Annotated in this window: 18 protein-coding genes; 4 read left to right on the forward strand and 14 right to left on the reverse strand. The window is 44.2% G+C overall.

The annotated features are described in order from the left end of the window. Positions 1–132 precede the first annotated feature (132 nt). From ispH to murJ, 6 genes are all read right to left on the reverse strand, one after another. Entirely contained in the window at positions 133–1,083 is a 951-nt protein-coding gene (gene ispH, locus DFP77_RS12840; protein WP_114412674.1) for a 4-hydroxy-3-methylbut-2-enyl diphosphate reductase, read from the reverse strand. Then, positions 1,080–1,511: an FKBP-type peptidyl-prolyl cis-trans isomerase gene (locus tag DFP77_RS12845; RefSeq protein ID WP_114412675.1), complete on the reverse strand. Its 432-nt coding sequence runs from the start codon at positions 1,509–1,511 to the stop codon at positions 1,080–1,082. Before DFP77_RS12845 ends, ispH begins: the two co-directional genes overlap by 4 nt. Then, entirely contained in the window at positions 1,508–2,014 is a 507-nt protein-coding gene (lspA, locus tag DFP77_RS12850; protein ID WP_114412676.1) for a signal peptidase II, read from the reverse strand. Before lspA ends, DFP77_RS12845 begins: the two co-directional genes overlap by 4 nt. Beyond that, complete coding sequence (gene ileS, locus DFP77_RS12855) at positions 2,014–4,836, reverse strand: isoleucine--tRNA ligase (protein WP_114412677.1); 2,823 nt, start codon at positions 4,834–4,836, stop codon at positions 2,014–2,016. The genes lspA and ileS overlap by 1 nt, the downstream gene beginning before the upstream one ends. 32 nt (positions 4,837–4,868) lie before the next feature. Then, a complete protein-coding gene (gene ribF / locus DFP77_RS12860) occupies positions 4,869–5,798 on the reverse strand; it encodes a bifunctional riboflavin kinase/FAD synthetase (protein WP_114412678.1) in 930 nt (309 codons plus the stop codon). A 139-nt stretch (positions 5,799–5,937) separates the two neighbouring features. Continuing rightward, positions 5,938–7,506 carry a murein biosynthesis integral membrane protein MurJ gene (murJ, locus tag DFP77_RS12865; protein WP_114412679.1) on the reverse strand — a complete coding sequence of 523 codons (1,569 nt, stop codon included), beginning with the start codon at positions 7,504–7,506 and terminating at the stop codon, positions 5,938–5,940. A 230-nt stretch (positions 7,507–7,736) separates the two neighbouring features. Here murJ and rpsT point away from each other — a divergent pair, with 230 nt between their 5' ends. Then, on the forward strand, positions 7,737–8,000 hold the full coding sequence (gene rpsT, locus DFP77_RS12870) for a 30S ribosomal protein S20 (protein WP_012071893.1): 264 nt from the start codon (positions 7,737–7,739) through the stop codon (positions 7,998–8,000). A 73-nt stretch (positions 8,001–8,073) separates the two neighbouring features. Here rpsT and DFP77_RS12875 read toward each other — a convergent pair whose 3' ends face one another. From DFP77_RS12875 to rplU, 5 genes are all read right to left on the reverse strand, one after another. Beyond that, the gene (locus tag DFP77_RS12875; RefSeq protein WP_114412680.1) at positions 8,074–8,436 is read right to left on the reverse strand and encodes a diacylglycerol kinase; all 363 of its coding nucleotides are present in this window, start codon (positions 8,434–8,436) and stop codon (positions 8,074–8,076) included. 12 nt (positions 8,437–8,448) lie between these two features. Further along, positions 8,449–9,573: a glutamate 5-kinase gene (gene proB, locus DFP77_RS12880; protein ID WP_114412681.1), complete on the reverse strand. Its 1,125-nt coding sequence runs from the start codon at positions 9,571–9,573 to the stop codon at positions 8,449–8,451. Between the two features lie 26 nt (positions 9,574–9,599). Then, entirely contained in the window at positions 9,600–10,790 is a 1,191-nt protein-coding gene (cgtA, locus tag DFP77_RS12885; protein ID WP_114412682.1) for an Obg family GTPase CgtA, read from the reverse strand. A gap of 108 nt (positions 10,791–10,898) precedes the next feature. Further along, positions 10,899–11,156 carry a 50S ribosomal protein L27 gene (gene rpmA / locus DFP77_RS12890; protein WP_110577397.1) on the reverse strand — a complete coding sequence of 86 codons (258 nt, stop codon included), beginning with the start codon at positions 11,154–11,156 and terminating at the stop codon, positions 10,899–10,901. Positions 11,157–11,187: 31 nt separating this feature from the next. Then, positions 11,188–11,496, reverse strand: a complete 309-nt coding sequence (rplU, locus tag DFP77_RS12895; protein WP_012071898.1) for a 50S ribosomal protein L21 — start codon at positions 11,494–11,496, stop codon at positions 11,188–11,190. 281 nt (positions 11,497–11,777) lie between these two features. On the opposite strand from rplU, the gene DFP77_RS12900 reads away from it, so the two are divergent. Then, positions 11,778–12,758 (forward strand): polyprenyl synthetase family protein, encoded by a 981-nt coding sequence (locus tag DFP77_RS12900; protein WP_114412683.1) that lies wholly within the window; start codon positions 11,778–11,780, stop codon positions 12,756–12,758. 52 nt (positions 12,759–12,810) lie between these two features. On the opposite strand, the gene DFP77_RS12905 is transcribed toward DFP77_RS12900, so the two are convergent. Then, positions 12,811–13,704 (reverse strand): alpha/beta fold hydrolase, encoded by an 894-nt coding sequence (locus DFP77_RS12905; protein WP_114412684.1) that lies wholly within the window; start codon positions 13,702–13,704, stop codon positions 12,811–12,813. Positions 13,705–14,004: 300 nt separating this feature from the next. On the opposite strand from DFP77_RS12905, the gene fabA reads away from it, so the two are divergent. After that, a complete protein-coding gene (gene fabA / locus DFP77_RS12910; protein ID WP_114412685.1) occupies positions 14,005–14,520 on the forward strand; it encodes a 3-hydroxyacyl-[acyl-carrier-protein] dehydratase FabA in 516 nt (171 codons plus the stop codon). A gap of 26 nt (positions 14,521–14,546) precedes the next feature. After that, a complete protein-coding gene (gene fabB / locus DFP77_RS12915) occupies positions 14,547–15,761 on the forward strand; it encodes a beta-ketoacyl-ACP synthase I (protein ID WP_114412686.1) in 1,215 nt (404 codons plus the stop codon). 77 nt (positions 15,762–15,838) lie between these two features. Here the strand turns inward: fabB and DFP77_RS12920 are convergent, their stop codons facing one another. Continuing rightward, complete coding sequence (locus DFP77_RS12920) at positions 15,839–16,579, reverse strand: lysophospholipid acyltransferase family protein (protein WP_258861161.1); 741 nt, start codon at positions 16,577–16,579, stop codon at positions 15,839–15,841. A 32-nt stretch (positions 16,580–16,611) separates the two neighbouring features. Beyond that, positions 16,612–17,718, reverse strand: coding sequence for a 1-acyl-sn-glycerol-3-phosphate acyltransferase (locus DFP77_RS12925; protein WP_114412688.1), 1,107 nt, complete (start codon positions 17,716–17,718; stop codon positions 16,612–16,614). Positions 17,719–17,756 lie beyond the last annotated feature (38 nt).

Raw genomic sequence — 17,756 nt, forward strand, 5'->3', positions numbered from 1 at the left:
TCATATTTAGTTAGTTGAACTTGGTCTTCGTTGCTCTGAAGCCTTGTCCGTGTCAGCGAGGGCGTATATTAAGGATCTACAGATTTTGTGCAACCTTTTTTTCAATAAATTTTGAATTAAATTAAAAAGGCGCTACACCTCAACAATACGAAGTTCTTTTGGCATAGAAAAAGACACGTTCTCTTCTCTACCTTTGATCTCTTGAGGAGCGCTACCGCCTTCTGTAACAAGACGATCAATTACCTCATTAACCAACACTTCAGGCGCTGAAGCACCAGCAGTCACACCAATACTACGAATACCCTTCAACCAGTCACACTGAATCTCACTAGCATTATCAATCAAAAAAGCTTTTGCTCCCATTCTTTCAGCTAGTTCGCGTAGACGGTTTGAGTTAGAGCTATTCACAGAACCCACCACAAGGACCAATTCAGATTCTTGCGCTAACGTCTTCACCGCATCTTGACGATTTTGCGTTGCATAACAAATATCATCTTTCTTCGGTCCACGAATCATCGGAAAATGTTTGCGAAGCGCATCGATAACAACAGAAGTATCATCCATAGACAATGTTGTTTGAGTAACAAAGGCGAGGCGCTCAGAATTTTTAACTTTAAGCTTCTCAACATCAGCAGGGCTTTCTACTAGATAAATAGCCCCCCCTTGACGGTCATCATACTGTCCCATTGTCCCTTCTACTTCTGGATGACCATCATGGCCAATCAGAACACACTCCATACCATCGCGAGAATAACGCAATACTTCTAAGTGCACTTTAGTAACAAGAGGGCAAGTCGCATCAAAGACCTTTAAGCCTCTATTCGTTGCTTCATCACGAACCGCTTTTGAAACACCGTGAGCACTAAAGATAACTATATTGTCATCAGGCACTTGGTCCAGTTCATCAACAAAAACAGCACCACGAGACTTTAAAGACTCAACGACAAATTTATTATGTACTACTTCATGACGAACATAGATGGGTGCTTCAAAAAGATCCAAGCAGCGATTAACGATGTCTATCGCTCTATCAACTCCTGCGCAAAAGCCACGAGGATTCGCTAGTTGAATAGCAAAACTCATGCAACCTCCTCTACTGCAACAATCTGAGTTCTAAATGTCAGAGAGCGTCCAGCCAAAGGGTGATTAAAGTCCACCACTACTTCTTTATCGCCAATTTCAGCAATAACGCCTGGCAATTCGTTTTTACTCATATCGGCAAAAGACACTACCATCCCCTCTTCTAGATCCATAGAAAACTGAGATCGAGGCATACGCTGGATGTTACTTTCATTGTGTGCACCAAACGCTTTTTCAGGTGACATAACAAAAGAAGCCTCTTGCCCTGCAGACATACCCAACAAAGCCGTTTCAAAATCTGGTAATAAACTACCATCACCAAATACAAAACTTGCTGGAGCCTGAGAAAAATTAGAATCAACGATTTGACCGTCTTCAAGTGACAATTCAAAATGCAGAGTGACTCGACTTGTTGCCGTAATTACATTCATTCTTTTGTACCTTCCTGCTTTTTCGTCACGAAGCCTTCAAGCAACATTAAAATAACACCGATAGTAATAGCAGTATCCGCTAGATTAAACGCAGGAAAATACCATGATTGCTGCCAATGAAATTGGAGAAAATCTACAACATGGCCATAAACCAATCGGTCATAAAGATTACCGATAGCACCACCCAATACAAATGTCAGAGCCAATGATTCCAATCGATTTGTCTCTGCGATTTTAACTAGCCGCCAACTGATACCAACAGCTACCGCAAATGCGATTAAAGAGAAGAACCAACGCTGCCAGCCCCCCGCTTGCGCGAGAAAACTAAAAGCCGCACCCGTGTTATATCTCAGAGTTAGATCAAAAAATGGCAAAACAGCGATTTCTTGCCCATAAAACAAATTGGACGATATCACTTGCTTTGTCACCCAATCCAAAGCAAAAAGAATGAGAGCCAGCGCCCACCAGCGCTGTACTCGTTTCCACACAATTAAAGCAGTCATTAGGCGTAAAGGCGCTCTTCGCCTTCCCCGTCAGGCAAGTTTGAGATACAGCGATCACACAACTCAGGATGCGTTTCTCGTTTACCCACTTCTTCACGGTGGTGCCAACAACGTACACATTTAGTATACTTGCTCAGTTCAACCTGAACTTTCAAGCCATCAAGGTCTGTAGCAACAGCCTCATCACTCGCTTGAGACAAAGGCAGAACCTTAACGTCAGAAGCAATCAAAACGAAACGAAGTTCTTCGCCTAGTCGGGTCAAGGTCGCTTGCAAGGCTTCATTACAATAAAGCGTGATATCAGCACTTAAGCTCGCTTTCATCTTACCTTCGCTACGAGCCGCTTCTAACACCTTATTCGTTGCCACTTTAGCTTCAAGAACTTGCTTCCAAAATTCACGACCCATTGGCTCATCACCAGATAGCTCTTCTAGGCCTTCGTACCATGTTTCTAAGAAAACAGACTCACCGCGCTCACCTGGCAGAGTTTGCCAGATTTCATCGGCCGTAAAGCTCAAGATAGGCGCAATCCAACGAGAGAAGGCCTCCATCACATGATAAAGCGCTGTTTGAGCAGAACGACGCGCTAAGCTATCTTCTTGCGTTGTGTATTGGCGATCTTTAATGACATCCAGATAGAAACCACCCAAATCCACAGAACAAAAGTTCTGGATTTTTTGGTTAACAGTGTGGAATTGATATTCGTTGTAAGCGGTATTCAACTCTTTTTGCAACAAGGCAGCACGATCTACAATCCAACGATCCAAAGCAATCATTTCGCTCGCAGGCACCATATGTTCCGCTGGCTCAAAACCATTTAGGTTCGCCATCATAAAGCGCGCCGTATTACGAATACGACGATAAGAATCCGCTACACGTTTAAGGATTTCATCAGACACTGTCATTTCAGTGGTGTAATCCGTTGCCGCAACCCACAAACGGATAATATCCGCACCTAGCGTATCCATCACTTTCTGAGGCGACAAGACGTTACCCAGAGACTTCGACATTTTGCGGCCGTCGCCATCTACGGTAAAACCGTGAGTCAGCACTTGCTTGTATGGTGGCACACCACGCACTGCAATGGACGTTTTCAAAGATGATTGGAACCAACCGCGATGCTGATCTGAACCCTCAAGATACAAATCAGCAGGGAAGCTCAGCTCGTCACGCTGATCGATAACAGAGTAATGAGTCACACCAGAGTCAAACCACACATCCAAGGTATCAGTAACCTTGCTGTACTTTTCAGCATCCGCACCCAACAACTCTTCTGCTGCCATTTCAAACCAAGCGTCGATGCCTTCCACTTCGATTCGTTTAGCGACTTCTTCGATCAAACGAGGTGTTTCAGGGTGAAGCTCTTGAGTCTCTTTATTGATAAACAACGCAATCGGAACACCCCAAGTACGCTGACGAGACACACACCAATCAGGGCTGTTATTCAACATCCCTTCCATGCGGTTTTGTCCCCAGCTTGGTACCCACTTCACACCTTCAACAGCATGTTTTGCGGCATCTAGTAAACCTTCTTTGGTCATACTGATAAACCACTGAGGCGTTGCACGGAAAATAAGTGGTGTTTTGGTACGCCAGCAATGCGGATAGCTATGAAAGATCTTAGACTCAAACACTAAAGCGCTGTTACGATTTAATGCTTCAAGTACGGCACCATCTACTTTATAGACATGCAAACCAGCAAATTCGCCAGCCGCATCAGAATAAACACCGTTATCTTGAACAAGATTGATTGTACCAATGCCATTTTCACGGCCAACATTAAAGTCGTCTACGCCGTGATCTGGTGCCGTATGTACGCAACCGGTACCCGCTTCAGTCGTTACGTGCTCACCTAAGATGACAGGAATATCACGCTCTAAGAAAGGGTGGTTTAACACAGTGCCTGCTAGGTCAGCCCCAACAGCACGACCAACAATGCGAAATTCTGCTACGCCATAGCGAGACATAACACCTTCAACCATGTCTTCAGCAACAATCAAGCGCTCTTTGCCCAAGCCCATGTCAACTTCAACTAACGCATAGTTAAATTCAGGGTGAACAGAGACTGCTTGGCTTGCTGGAAGCGTCCAAGGCGTCGTTGTCCAGATAACAACAGACACTTTGCCTTCACCCTCAACATCTGCGAATTTGGCAAGCAAAGCCACTTCGTTTTGTGGAGCATAACGTACATCCAAGGACAAAGACGTTTTATCTTGGTATTCCACTTCCGCTTCCGCCAAGGCAGAACCACCGACTACACTCCAGTAAACCGGCTTAAAGCCCTTTACCAAATGACCGTTTTCAGCGATTTTTCCCAGAGCACGAACGATATTTGCTTCGGTGACAAAATTCATTGTCAGATAAGGATTTTCCCAATCACCCATCACACCCAAACGAATAAAGTCTTTTTTCTGTTCTTCAATTTGCGTATAAGCGTATTCGCGGCATTTTGCACGAAACTCTTTATAAGATACTTTCGTTCCGGCCTTACCTATAAGCTGCTCAACTTTATGCTCGATTGGTAGACCATGACAGTCCCAACCAGGAATATATGGCGCATCAAAGCCACTAACAGTTTTTGACTTAACAATAATATCTTTGAGGATTTTGTTAACTGCGTGACCAATGTGAATACTGCCATTTGCGTACGGAGGGCCATCATGAAGAATAAAAGATTTACGGCCTTTACTTACATCACGTACTTTCTGGTATAGGTCCATATCCTGCCAACGCTTAAGCATTGCAGGTTCACGTTTTGCCAAATCTCCACGCATTGGGAAGTTAGTATCTGGCAAATTCAGTGTCGGTTTATAATCACTCATGGTTTATCGGTTCATCCTCAAAGATCATCTTTTCACTGATTAGCAAAAAAGCGTAACGCTTCTTCTTTATCACATTGAATTTGTTTTTCCAGCGCATCTAAGCTGGCCATTTTTCGCTCTGCCCTAATGAAATGACAGAAAGTAACCTGAACGTATTTGTCGTACAGATCACCGGTAAAATCTAATAAATGCACCTCTAATATCGGCGTTTTACCTTGAACAGTAGGACGCACACCGATATTCGCTACACCATTATGAGAAATGCCATCAACCATAAAAGTCACGGCATACACCCCTGACAACGCAGCCTTAATCCCTTTAAGATGTACATTCGCTGTTGGAAAGCCTAATTTTCGCCCTAACTGCTGTCCATGTATCACACGACCACTTAAAGAAACCGCATGCCCCATGTTCATTTGTGCTGCTGAAATATCACCACGCTCTAGCGCTTTTCTAACTAAAGTACTACTCACTCGTTCATTCAGAGCATTTAACACCGAGGGTGTATTTTCGACATCGAAGCCATGCTGACTACCAAATTCTTGCAGATAGTAAAAATCCCCCTGTCGATCACAACCAAAACGAAAATCGTCACCCACAACTAAATGCTTTACTGACAAGCCATCTAATAAAATTTGCTGACAAAATGCCTGTGCATCTAATTGCTGGAGTTTGGGATTGAATGGCATGCAAAGTACATAATCAATACCCTGCCCTTCCAATAACCTAACCTTATCTCGCATACGACCAATGCGACCTGGCGCCGTATCTGGAGCAAAGAACTCTCTCGGTTGAGGCTCAAAAATCATAATAGCGGCTGGCGCATCGTATTGCTTAGCCAAAGCTTTAGCACGTGCCAATATTGCACCATGCCCTAAATGAACACCGTCAAAATTCCCTATCGTCAGCACGCATTCTTTATGCTTTGAACGGATATTATGAATACCGCGAATTAACTCCATAGAACCCCGTACAAAACAATTAAATCCAGCGTCGAAAAAAATACCACGGATTATATAGCAGTTAACCAGATGAAGGTAGGCCAGAACTTGAACAAGCTGTGCAAACTAACAATCAAAGACAAAAACACATCATAGACATCTAATGCTTTAAAATTGAAGGGCGCAACCCAGCAATCACAGCGACAAGCACATACACTAGCACACCACTAACCACCACCGACAAAGTACAACCTACTCGATACAAGTCATCCATTTGCGTCCACTGCCAGCCTTGCAGAAGAAACAAGTACAAACATCCACCAAGCGCCAACGTAGCAGTCAACAATATACGTAGCAAACGCCCCCACTGAGCTGAAAAAACATGATATTGCTTCTTATACAAACCGCGCCATAGTAAGAAAGCATTCAAGCCAGCCGACAAACTTGTCGCCAACGCCAGTCCAACATGCCCAAGCGGCCAGACCAGTATCAAGTTCAGCACCATATTTGATACCATAGCAATAATACCTATACGCACAGGCGTTTTGGTATCTTGTCTCGCGTAATACCCTGGCGCCAATACTTTGATCAGCATCATGAACACCAAACCCAACGAATATGCCTGCAAACTTTGCGCTGCCATCTGAACATCGTTTACCGTTAACTCACCACGATAAAAAATCGTCGCAATCAAAGGCTCAGCCAACATAAACAACGCCAACGACGACGGAATAGCAATCAGCAACAATATTCGCAACGCCCAATCCAGTGTTTCCGAGAACTTCGACGCTTCACCACCAGAAAAACTACGAGATAGCGAAGGTAAAATAACCGTACTGATGGCAATAGCAAAAATACCCAGCGGCAATTCATACAATCGATCAGACAAATACAGCCAAGTAATACTACCCGTCTGTAAAAAAGACGCCAGCACTGTGTCTAACAACAAATTAATCTGACTTACGGAAACCCCAAACAGCGCCGGCCCCATCAAAAGCAAAATTCGTTTCACACCTGGATGACGAAACCCCAATGTCGGCATTGGCAGCAGTCGCAACCTCGCCAAAAACGGCACTTGAAATATCAACTGAATCAGTCCCGCAAAAAACACCCCCCAAGCAACCGCCGTTTCAGCTTGCGCAACAGTACGAGCAAAAAACACCGTCGCAACAATAAGAGAGATATTTAAAAAGATCGGTGTGATTGCCGGCACTGCGTATTCACCATGAGCATTCAAAATCCCACCCGCCAAAGCTGTTAAGGAAATGAACAGCAAGTAAGGGAAAGTAATGACCAGCAAATCAGATGCTAATGCAGCTTGACCATCATCACCTGCAAAACCAGGTGCAAATACGTAAACAACCCAAGGTGCGCACACCATAAAAATCACAGTGATACACAGCAACACCAAAGCAAGCGATCCAGATACCGCAGAAATCAGAGCTCGCACCTCATCTTTACCTTCTTTAACGCGGTAATCACTCAATACTGGAACAAATGCTTGAGCAAACGCCCCTTCCGCAAATAAACGACGAAAAAAGTTAGGGATTTTAAAAGCCACATAAAAAGCATCTGCACTTCCGCTTGCCCCCAAAACATAAGCCAAAGCGGCATCCCTCACCAACCCAAGAATACGAGAAAGAAAAGTACAAATAGAAACCAGGACACCAGAACGTAATAAAGACAAAGACTTAGGCTTTTTATTGGTGGCAATCTTTTTTTCAGACATAAGAAATTACGACTTAGACAATAGACAGATGCATCAAGAATAACACCTGCAACAGCTAGAGCGCAGCCAAATATATAAGCTCATTTGATTAAAATTTGTATAATAGGGTTGTGACTGCGCTAAAAACTGGTAAAATCCGCCGCGAGATTTCAAAGTTAAAACTTGACATTAATTTCATGACACAGCACAGTGCTGGGTCATAACTTATTCCAAATTAAAGGAGCCAGACCGTGGCAAATTCCGCCGGTTCAAAAAAACGCGCGCGCCAAGCAGTAAAAAGCCGCGCTCACAATGGTAGCCTTCGTTCAATGGTTCGCACGTACTTGAAAAAAGTAGATGCGGCTATCGAAGCAGGCAATCAAGCTGACGCACAAGCAGCTTACGTTCTAGCAACTTCTAAGCTAGACAAAGCCGCAGACAAAGGCCTATATCACAAAAACAAAGCAGCTCGTCATAAGAGCCGCTTGAGTGCTAAAATCAAAGCACTGGCCTAACACCTATAAAAAAACCGGCATTTGCCGGTTTTTTTATATCTAAATTCTATCTAAATACTCCGCTCGAACAACATCACCCAAACAGAATAACCAACCAAACAATAGCGGCTAAAACCAAAGCCAGCATAACCGCAGCCGACCCTAAGTCTTTTGCCCGACCAGACAGCTCATGGTGCTCAGGACTAATACGATCAACCACCGCCTCAACGCTGGAATTAAACGTCTCAACAATCAACACCATACCCACCGAAAAAATCAGCACAGCGCGCTCAAGACCAGTATCACCAAGCCAAATAGCAAAAGGCAAAGAAATCAAAAACAAAAAAGCCTCTTGGCGAAAGGCCGCCTCATGCTTCCACTGGGCACGCAAACCTTGATAGGAATATTTTGACGCACTTAAGACGCGATCCAAACCCACTTTACCAGGCTTTGCCATGACAACCTCTTTTTAAATAATAACCAAATCGTCGCGATGAATTAATTCGGGCTCACCTTTGTAGCCTAAAATTTCACCAATACTAGAAGAAGGCTGACCCAATAACTTCAATGTCTCAGCAACACTGTAGTTCACCAAACCCCGGGCCACTAGACCACCTTGCAAATCGACGCAAATCACCATATCACCACGAGAAAAAGTACCTTGAGCATCTCTTACACCCACAGACAAAAGACTAGTACCCTCTTTACGCAGTGCTTTCACCGCACCATCATCTAGGATCAAAGCACCGCGACTCTTAAGATGCCCAGCCAACCACTGTTTACGGGCAGCCACTCTTCCGTGCTCCGGCTGCAGCCAGGTTCCCAGCACCTCACCGGAAGCTACGCGAACAATCACATTTTCTTCGCGACCAGAAGCAATCAAGGTATCCGCTCCAGAACGAGCAGCCAAACGCGCCGCTCGAACTTTCGTAAGCATACCACCGCTACCTAGCAAACCAGCGCCACCGCTTGCCATTGATTCAAGCCGATCATCCGATGCTGAAATATGAGCTATTAATGTTGCATCTTTATGATCACGAGGATTTTTATCAAATAAACCATGCTGATCCGTCAAAATAACTAACACATCAGCCTCTACCAAGTTAGCAACCAAGGCACCCAGCGTGTCATTATCGCCAAAACGAATCTCATCAGTTACAACAGTGTCATTTTCATTAACTATGGGTACAACACCAAAACCAAGCAAAGTTCGCAACGAAGATCGAGCGTTTAAATAACGTCGGCGATTAGATAAGTCATCGTGAGTTAGCAGTATTTGAGCCGTACACAGACCATGTTTCTCGAAATGAGATTCATACACCCCCACCAACTCCATTTGCCCTACCGCAGCAGCGGCTTGAAGCTCATTCACTTGAGTGGGGCGAGAAGAAAAACCAAGACGCTTCATGCCAGCAGCAATAGAGCCAGAAGAAACTAGAACAACTTCCTTCCCCTGCGCTCGCAGCTCGGCTATCTGAGCAACCCAAAGACCAATTCGAGCAACATCCAACCCCTGCCCATCATTTGTCAATAACGCACTACCGATTTTAACGACAATACGCTGCGCCTTCGCTATTTTCTCTCGCATATCCATGATACTACTTTTTCCTACTCATCAGATTAGCTAACGTACTCTACATCCACATCGTAATCGTCATCATCAAAGTCGTCATCGTCAAGCACCTTACCTTCCAAACGACGTTTTTCACGTAATGACATAATACGGTTTCGACCTTCTTCATCAATCAACGCTCGAACCGCTTTCTCTTTTTCACGCGCTTCTGGGCTCTCCATTAGCAACTCACGTTGCTCATCAAGCGCCGTCATTAAATCCAAACACAACACTTCTGTGCCTTCGCCAGATATTGCTGAAATGCGGTACGCTTTACCTTCCCAGCCAAGCGCATCAATAACACTCTGACAACGCTCTTCTAACTCGCCTTCTGGAACCATGTCTGTTTTATTCAAGACCAACCAACGGTCACGCTCTGCCAAGGCTGGGCTGAACTGATGCAATTCATTCACTGCAATCACGGCCGCCTCTGCAGGAGTAATTTCATCCCAAGGCGCCAAATCAACGATGTGCAACAAGATACGGTTACGCACCAAGTGCTTCAAGAAACGAATACCAAGACCCGCGCCCTCAGAAGCCCCTTCAATAATCCCTGGAATATCGGCAATAACAAAACTCTGATGCTTTTTAACTTTTACCACACCGAGGTTTGGCACCAAGGTCGTAAAAGGGTAATCCGCTACTTTTGGCTTAGCAGAAGAAACCGCACGAATAAACGTCGATTTACCCGCATTAGGAAGACCCAGCAAGCCAACATCCGCCAATACTTTCATTTCTAGCTTCAGCGTTCGCTCTTCACCAACAGTTCCTTTCGTTGTCTGACGCGGCGCACGGTTAGTACTAGACTTGAATCGAGTATTTCCTAGACCGTGATGACCACCTTGAGCCACTTTTAGCTTTTGGCCATCACGAACAAGATCACCAAGCGTTTCACCAGTATCATCATCAATGACAGTCGTACCGACAGGCACTTTAATTTCTAAATCTGGCCCTTTGGAGCCAGTCATGTCTCGCCCCTGACCGCCTTCACCACTTTCCGCGATGTACTTTTTCGTAAAACGAAAATCGATCAAGGTGTTTAGCGCTTCATCAGCAACCAACACTACGCTGCCGCCATTGCCGCCATCACCGCCATCAGGGCCGCCTTTAGCAACAAACTTTTCACGCCAAAAGCTCAACGCTCCATTTCCGCCTTTACCTGCTCTTACATAGATACTGGCTTCATCAACAAATTTCACAGTAACACCTCTTCGGTGGTTTAATCAGTTTCAATAACACTGATTATAGAATTCTTCCAAAAAAAAAGCCCCGCGTCGCGGAGCTTTTTTTAAGTTTTTAGTAAGCGATTAAGCAGCTACGACAGAAACTGTACGACGCTTAAACTTACCTTTCACTTCAAACTTCACTTGGCCTTCAACAACAGCGAACAAAGTGTGATCTTTACCAATTTGAACACCAGCACCAGGGTGGAACTGCGTACCACGCTGACGAACAAGGATGTTACCTGGGATCACAACTTGACCACCAAAACGTTTGACACCTAATCGTTTCGACTCGGAATCGCGACCGTTACGAGTACTACCACCCGCCTTTTTATGAGCCATGACTTACTCCTTAAATTTGAATAGTTAGCGCTTAGTTAATACCAGTTATTTTCACTTCCGTGAACCACTGACGATGACCCATACGCTTCATAGAATGCTTACGACGACGGAATTTCAAAATTTTCACTTTGTCTCCGCGACCATGAGCAACAACTTCAGCTGTTACTTTAGCGCCTTCTACAACTGGTGCACCAACTTTAACGTCGTCGCCGTTGCAAACAAGAAGAACGTCATCGAACTGAATCGCGCCGCCTTCTTCAACAGCTAATTTCTCAACCTTAAGGGTTTGGCCTTCTTCTACACGGTATTGCTTACCGCCAGTTTTGATCACTGCAAACATGTTCTTCTCCAATGAGATTTACCCGGCTACTGAATTTGAATTTGACCTACTTCTAGTGGCAGTAACTTTTACCCGAATCGGATAAAAATCGCTAACCATATGATAGGGAGCAAAATGTGGGTAAATCGGACGCGAGATTGTACAAAATCACACCAATCAATACAAGCTAAAAGCAACGTCTTTATACATTTTTCGTAATTTGGGTTGACCCTGACACAAGCCTTACCTAGCATGAGGCACACTTGCTGATCAGCTTGAGACTATTTAGCTTCGGAAATTGCATGCAACCTATACAAATACACGATGTTGTGGCCAACGAATTTGGCCAAGTGAATGATTATATTGTGTCACAACTTAGTAGTGACATCCCCCTAATCGAGCAAATCGGCTACTACATTATTAGCAATGGCGGGAAACGCTTAAGACCTCTATTGGTTTTATTAGCGGCACGAGCCAGCACGGAACTAGACAAAGCACAGCTAGATCAAGCCATTCAAATGGCAACCATCATCGAATTCATCCATACATCAACACTTTTGCATGATGATGTAGTGGATGAATCCGACATGCGCCGAGGCAAAAAAACCGCCAATGAAGAATGGGGCAATGCACCAAGCGTTTTAGTTGGCGACTTCCTTTATTCTCGTGCCTTCCAAATAATGGTAGATGTTGGCAGCATGCAATGTATGAGTATTTTGGCTAAGACTACCAACATCATCGCTGAAGGCGAAGTTCAGCAGCTAATCAACTGCGGCGACCCCGACACTACAGAAGAAAGCTATTTAAAAGTTATTCAATATAAAACAGCAAAATTGTTCGAAGGTGCTGCCCTTTGCGGTGCAGTTATTGCTGGTGCAAAGACAGAATATCAAGAAGCGTTAAGACAGTTTGGTATGCATGTAGGTACGGCTTTTCAGCTAATAGATGATGTGATGGATTACACTAGCACAGCTGAAGAAATGGGCAAAAGTGTTGGCGATGATCTTGCTGAAGGCAAACCGACCTTGCCTCTTATATTTACGATGAAGTATGGCTCTCCAGAGGCCATAGAGCGAGTAAGAAAAGCCATTTTAACTGGTGGGCTTGAGCAGTTAGAAGCCATCATCAGTGACGTACAGAACTGCGGCGCCATCGAATACACACAACAACAAGCTCAGGAACAAGCCGATTTAGCAATCTCAGCAATAGAGCCATTGCCAAAATCGGACTACAAAGCAGCACTTATAGCGCTGGCAAACGCTTCAGTTAAGCGTCGTAACTAGCCTGCTCCCACCTAAAAGACCAAGCTCGCTAACCTCGAGCTTGTTCTTTTTCCTATTTTTGCTTCAACACATCCAACACAGCCTGTGCCGCCTTCCCAGAATACTGCTGCATAAAGCAATGACCGCCCACTACTTCAATCACCTGAATGTTTGGATTTAACTTAGCCGCTAACTGATAAGCCTCTTTGAAATAATCAAAGGTATCCTTACCTTGTATAATGTAGGTAGGCACAGAAATTTCAGAAATCGCACTCCACAGCCTTCTTGGATAGCTGGAAAAAATCTCGGCCTCCATCCAAGAAGGACAACCCAACTGATAATGTCCTTTGTCATCACATTTGATAGATGACGTAATATAATCTTCTAAACAATCAGGCTCCCAGCCTTTAAAGGTGCCTCTTTCAAAAAAACTACTTTTTACCTGAGCAAGACTCTCCCATTGAGTGCGTCGGCGACGTGCCTGTCGCGCCAATGGTATTTGGCTTTTCAACCCTGAAAGCTTCACTCCGCGCATCATCCAAATTAACCGCGGAGGAAATAATGCTGGATCCAACAAAATCAGCCTATCAAAAAGCGAAGATTCCTGATGACTCATTAATGCAGTCATACAACCACCGAAGCTATGTCCAATCCCAATCAACTCATTTTTCGGTAACTGTTGTCGCTGTGCGTTTAATGAGTCAACAAAGCGCGCGGCAGTCCTATTCCAACCAATAAATTTTTGCCCTGCTGTCGACCCACCATGACCAGCAGCATCCTGCATAATAAGATTGTAACCTTCAAGCTTACTCAAAAAGGATTGGTAAGTTCTTACCGAGAAGCCATTACCATGGAGAAAGTGTACCGTTGATCTAGTAATATCCACTTTACCCAAATACCCCTGAATATGACCACCATCAAATTCATAGCGCCAAGTAGCCAAATCTATATTTTTTTCCGAACTCATAAAGGTACTCAAACAACCAAAAATAGTGTAATTAGAAACATACTAGCAGAAAACATAATGCCAAAAGACAACAACAAACGAGTTATAAAAACGGCTTTTTATAACTTTCACCCTAGCCAAACCCTCTAAAGATCGTAAATATGATCATTTTTCATGCAGGTAATTTGGTTTTTTTCCGTTCAAACATTCATATTAGGGTTCCAAACCGATATAATCAGCTGGATTTTCTACTGCAAACTGGACCACGACAATCCGCCAGACCATTTTGAGTCATCGGCTGGATGTGGATATAGGACTATAATGACTACAGCTTCATCTTTTGAAAAAGACGAACTATTAAAATGCGGCCACGGTGAAATGTTTGGTGCAGGCAATGCCCAGCTTCCTGTCGGCAATATGCTAATGATGGATCGCATTACTCACATCTCAACTGAAGGCGGGGAACATGGCAAAGGCGAGATTATTGCTGAGCTAGACATAAACCCTGACTTATGGTTTTTTGCATGCCACTTTCCTGGCGACCCAGTTATGCCTGGTTGCCTTGGCTTAGATGCGATGTGGCAGCTAGTAGGATTCTTTCTTGGCTGGAAAGGAAATAAAGGGCGCGGACGCGCACTAGGCTCTGGTGAAGTAAAATTCACAGGACAGATTCTTCCAACAGCAAAAAAGGTTACCTTCCACATTCACTTAAAGCGTGTTATTGAACGCAAATTAGTAATGGGAATTGCAGACGGAAGCGTTAAGGTTGATGGTCGTGAAATTTACACAGCAAAAGACTTGCGTGTAGGCTTATTTACGTCAACTGATAACTTCTAAAGATTAAGAATGAAAGAGGCACATTTATGCGTCGTGTAGTAGTAACAGGTCTTGGCATTGTCAGCTGCCTAGGCAATGACAAAGATAGCGTTCTAAACTCCTTACGCGAAGGCCAATCTGGCATTCGTTTCGCTGAGGATTACAAAGAGCATGGCTTTCGTAGCCACGTTTGTGGCCGCATTGACTTAGATGCCGAAAGCATTGACCGCAAAGTACGCCGTTTCATGGGCGACGCAGCAACTTACGCTTACGTTTCTATGCAGCAAGCTATTTTAGATTCTGGTTTGACTGAAGACCAAGTATCCAATGTTCGCACTGGTCTGGTTGCAGGGTCTGGTGGCGCTTCCGCTAAAAACCTTGTTGACTCGGCTGACACTCTTCGCGAGAAAGGCGTTAAGCGCGTTGGTCCATATCGTGTTACTCAAACTATGGGCAGCACTGTTTCTGCTTGTTTGGCTACACCATTCAAGATCAAGGGTGTTAACTACTCAATAACTTCCGCTTGCTCGACTAGTGCCCACTGTATTGGTAACGCAATGGAGTTGATTCAACTAGGCAAGCAAGACATCGTTTTTGCTGGCGGCGGCGAAGAAGAAAGCTGGACTCAAACTTGTATGTTTGATGCCATGGGCGCCCTATCTTCAAAGTACAACGACACACCTGAAAAGGCATCACGCGCTTACGATGCAAACCGTGACGGTTTCGTTATTGCTGGCGGTGGCGGTATGCTAGTTATTGAAGAACTAGAACACGCTAAAGCTCGCGGTGCTAAAATCTACGCTGAATTAGTGGGTTACGGTGCAACGTCTGATGGCTATGACATGGTTGCTCCTTCTGGTGAAGGCGCAGTACGTTGTATGCAAATGGCAATGAGCACAATTGATGGCGACATTGATTACATTAACACTCATGGCACAAGTACTCCTGCTGGCGACATGAAAGAGCTACAAGCAGTCAACGAAACTTTCGGCGATAAAATTCCGCTGATTAGTTCGACTAAATCTTTGTCTGGTCACTCTCTAGGTGCAGCAGGCGTTCATGAAGCAATCTACTGCTTGCTAATGATGGAAAATAATTTCATCACCGCATCAGCAAACGTTGACGAGCTTGATGAAGCAGCAGGCAATATCCCTGTTGTCACAACTCGCAAAGATAATGCAGACTTGAACTTGATTATGTCTAACAGCTTTGGTTTTGGCGGCACTAACGCCAGCCTAGTATTCAAAAAATACTCTGCGTAAATAAAACCTATGCAACTAAAAAAGCCGCATCATTGATGCGGCTTTTTTTATGACTTCAATTCAGCACATAAGTTTAACTAAAACAAAAAGTCATTTCCTTTAGGCAGCTTCGCCATTTCTGCCCTCATCCACACATCCATTTCATCATGTAATGCAGACGTTTTCTTACCTTCGGATTCAATAATAGGGCCAATAACTACGCGAATTGAGCCTGGATACTTACGCCACTTCTTTCCAGGCCAAGTATAACCAGCGTTATGCACAACAGGTAGAATAGGTACTCCAGCAGACGTTGCAAGCATAGCCGCCCCTTTATTGAATGCTTGCTCTTTATTTGGAGCAATACGCGTTCCTTCTGGAAAAATCAGCACAGAACGACCATCATCTAAACGCTCTTTACCCTGACTGATAATTTGCTTCAACGCATTCGTACGCTGGGAACGATCAATGGCAATAGGCTGAACCATACGTAAGCCCCAGCCAAAAAAAGGAACAGATAAAAGCTCTTTTTTCAGAACCGTCGATACAGGTGCCATTAACACTTGCAGCACATAGGTTTCCCATTCACTTTGATGGTTTGCCACCAACACAACAGGACGATCTTTATTAATATGCTCTAAACCAATAATCTCAACTTTCACACCGCAAAACACTCGAAAAACAAACAACAGACCTTTGTTATGAAGGTTCAGCACTGGCTGGCGATAATTCTTTGGCAATAAAACCGTTGCGAAAGGTGCAAGCACACCAAATAGAATAGTGGACACCATATAATAAAAGGCGAAAATTATTGAGCCGATCCAAGACCTTACCGACACACATGCATTCATTGACAGCTTACTCCCTATGTTTATTTGTTCAGATATTTTTGCTGTTGCTTCAATGGATTTGCATACATTGCCAACACTGTTTCCCTTAGGTTCTCAGGGCAACGCTCAAGATAACTCTTGAATGCACTGTCTGAACTAGGTAAGCCTTGCTGTAATGCCAATGCAGCCTCATTCGAGGACTGAATCGCGTAATGAGTAATAATTTGGCGATCCACCTCTGCAACAAACTCTTCGGGAGTTTCAAAGCCATCTTTTATGACATCACCAAAAGTCACTACCACCTTGCCTTTTTGGCCGACTATACCGTTTTTAATACTATCGATATCTTCAAATTCGGCTTTTTCATAATTCCCGGTGGTTGATTTCTGATGCAACTCACGCGCCTTATCAAACGCACATGGATCATATTCATAAGCAATCGAAACCGGGACAACTTTCAAGTTTGCCATCGCCTCAGGAAAAGGCACTTTCTCTTTCTTCTGCCCCATGAAAAACATTTTTATGATCGCAGGATCCGTTTGGTCCAAGCCATCTTTGGCACGACCTTCTTTCTGAGCAATCCAAATATTAGCCTGATCTTTCGTTAACGATTCGGTGATATAAGAAGACAATTGACCAAACGCAGCCATCATTTCGCGAATGCCATTCGCCGAGCGCTTCACAATGAAGCTTTTATTAAGTCGCATAAGGTCAGACACAAAAGGACGACGCAACAGGTTGTCACCTATGGCGATGCGTACCGTATCCAGCCCTGCTAGATACAGACCATAGTTGACAAAAGCCGGATCCATAGCGATGTCCCTGTGGTTCGACAAGAACAAATAACCTACGCCTTTCTCTAGTTTTTCAATGCCTCGGTATTCAACATTCGTTGTTGTCGTTTTGATCATGCGTTCCATATAGCTTGCAACGCGCATCTGAAATTCATGAACATTCGAGATATTGGCAATTTGACGCTTTAAAGCCAACTTAACCGCAAAGGCCAAAGGCACTTTTAAAAACTTAGGCCATTGAGCAAAGCGAAAACCAATAATTGTATTAATAAAATCTGGCGTGTTAACCAAATTGTTCAACACCTCGGCGACCTCATCGTCGTTGTATGGGCGTATATCGTGAAACTGATCCATTTAATTTTCCGTCAGTAAAAACTGCTTTATATTTTTGT

The sequence above is a fragment of the Marinomonas foliarum genome, assembly GCF_003337275.1.
GTDB classification, from domain to species: domain Bacteria; phylum Pseudomonadota; class Gammaproteobacteria; order Pseudomonadales; family Marinomonadaceae; genus Marinomonas; species Marinomonas foliarum.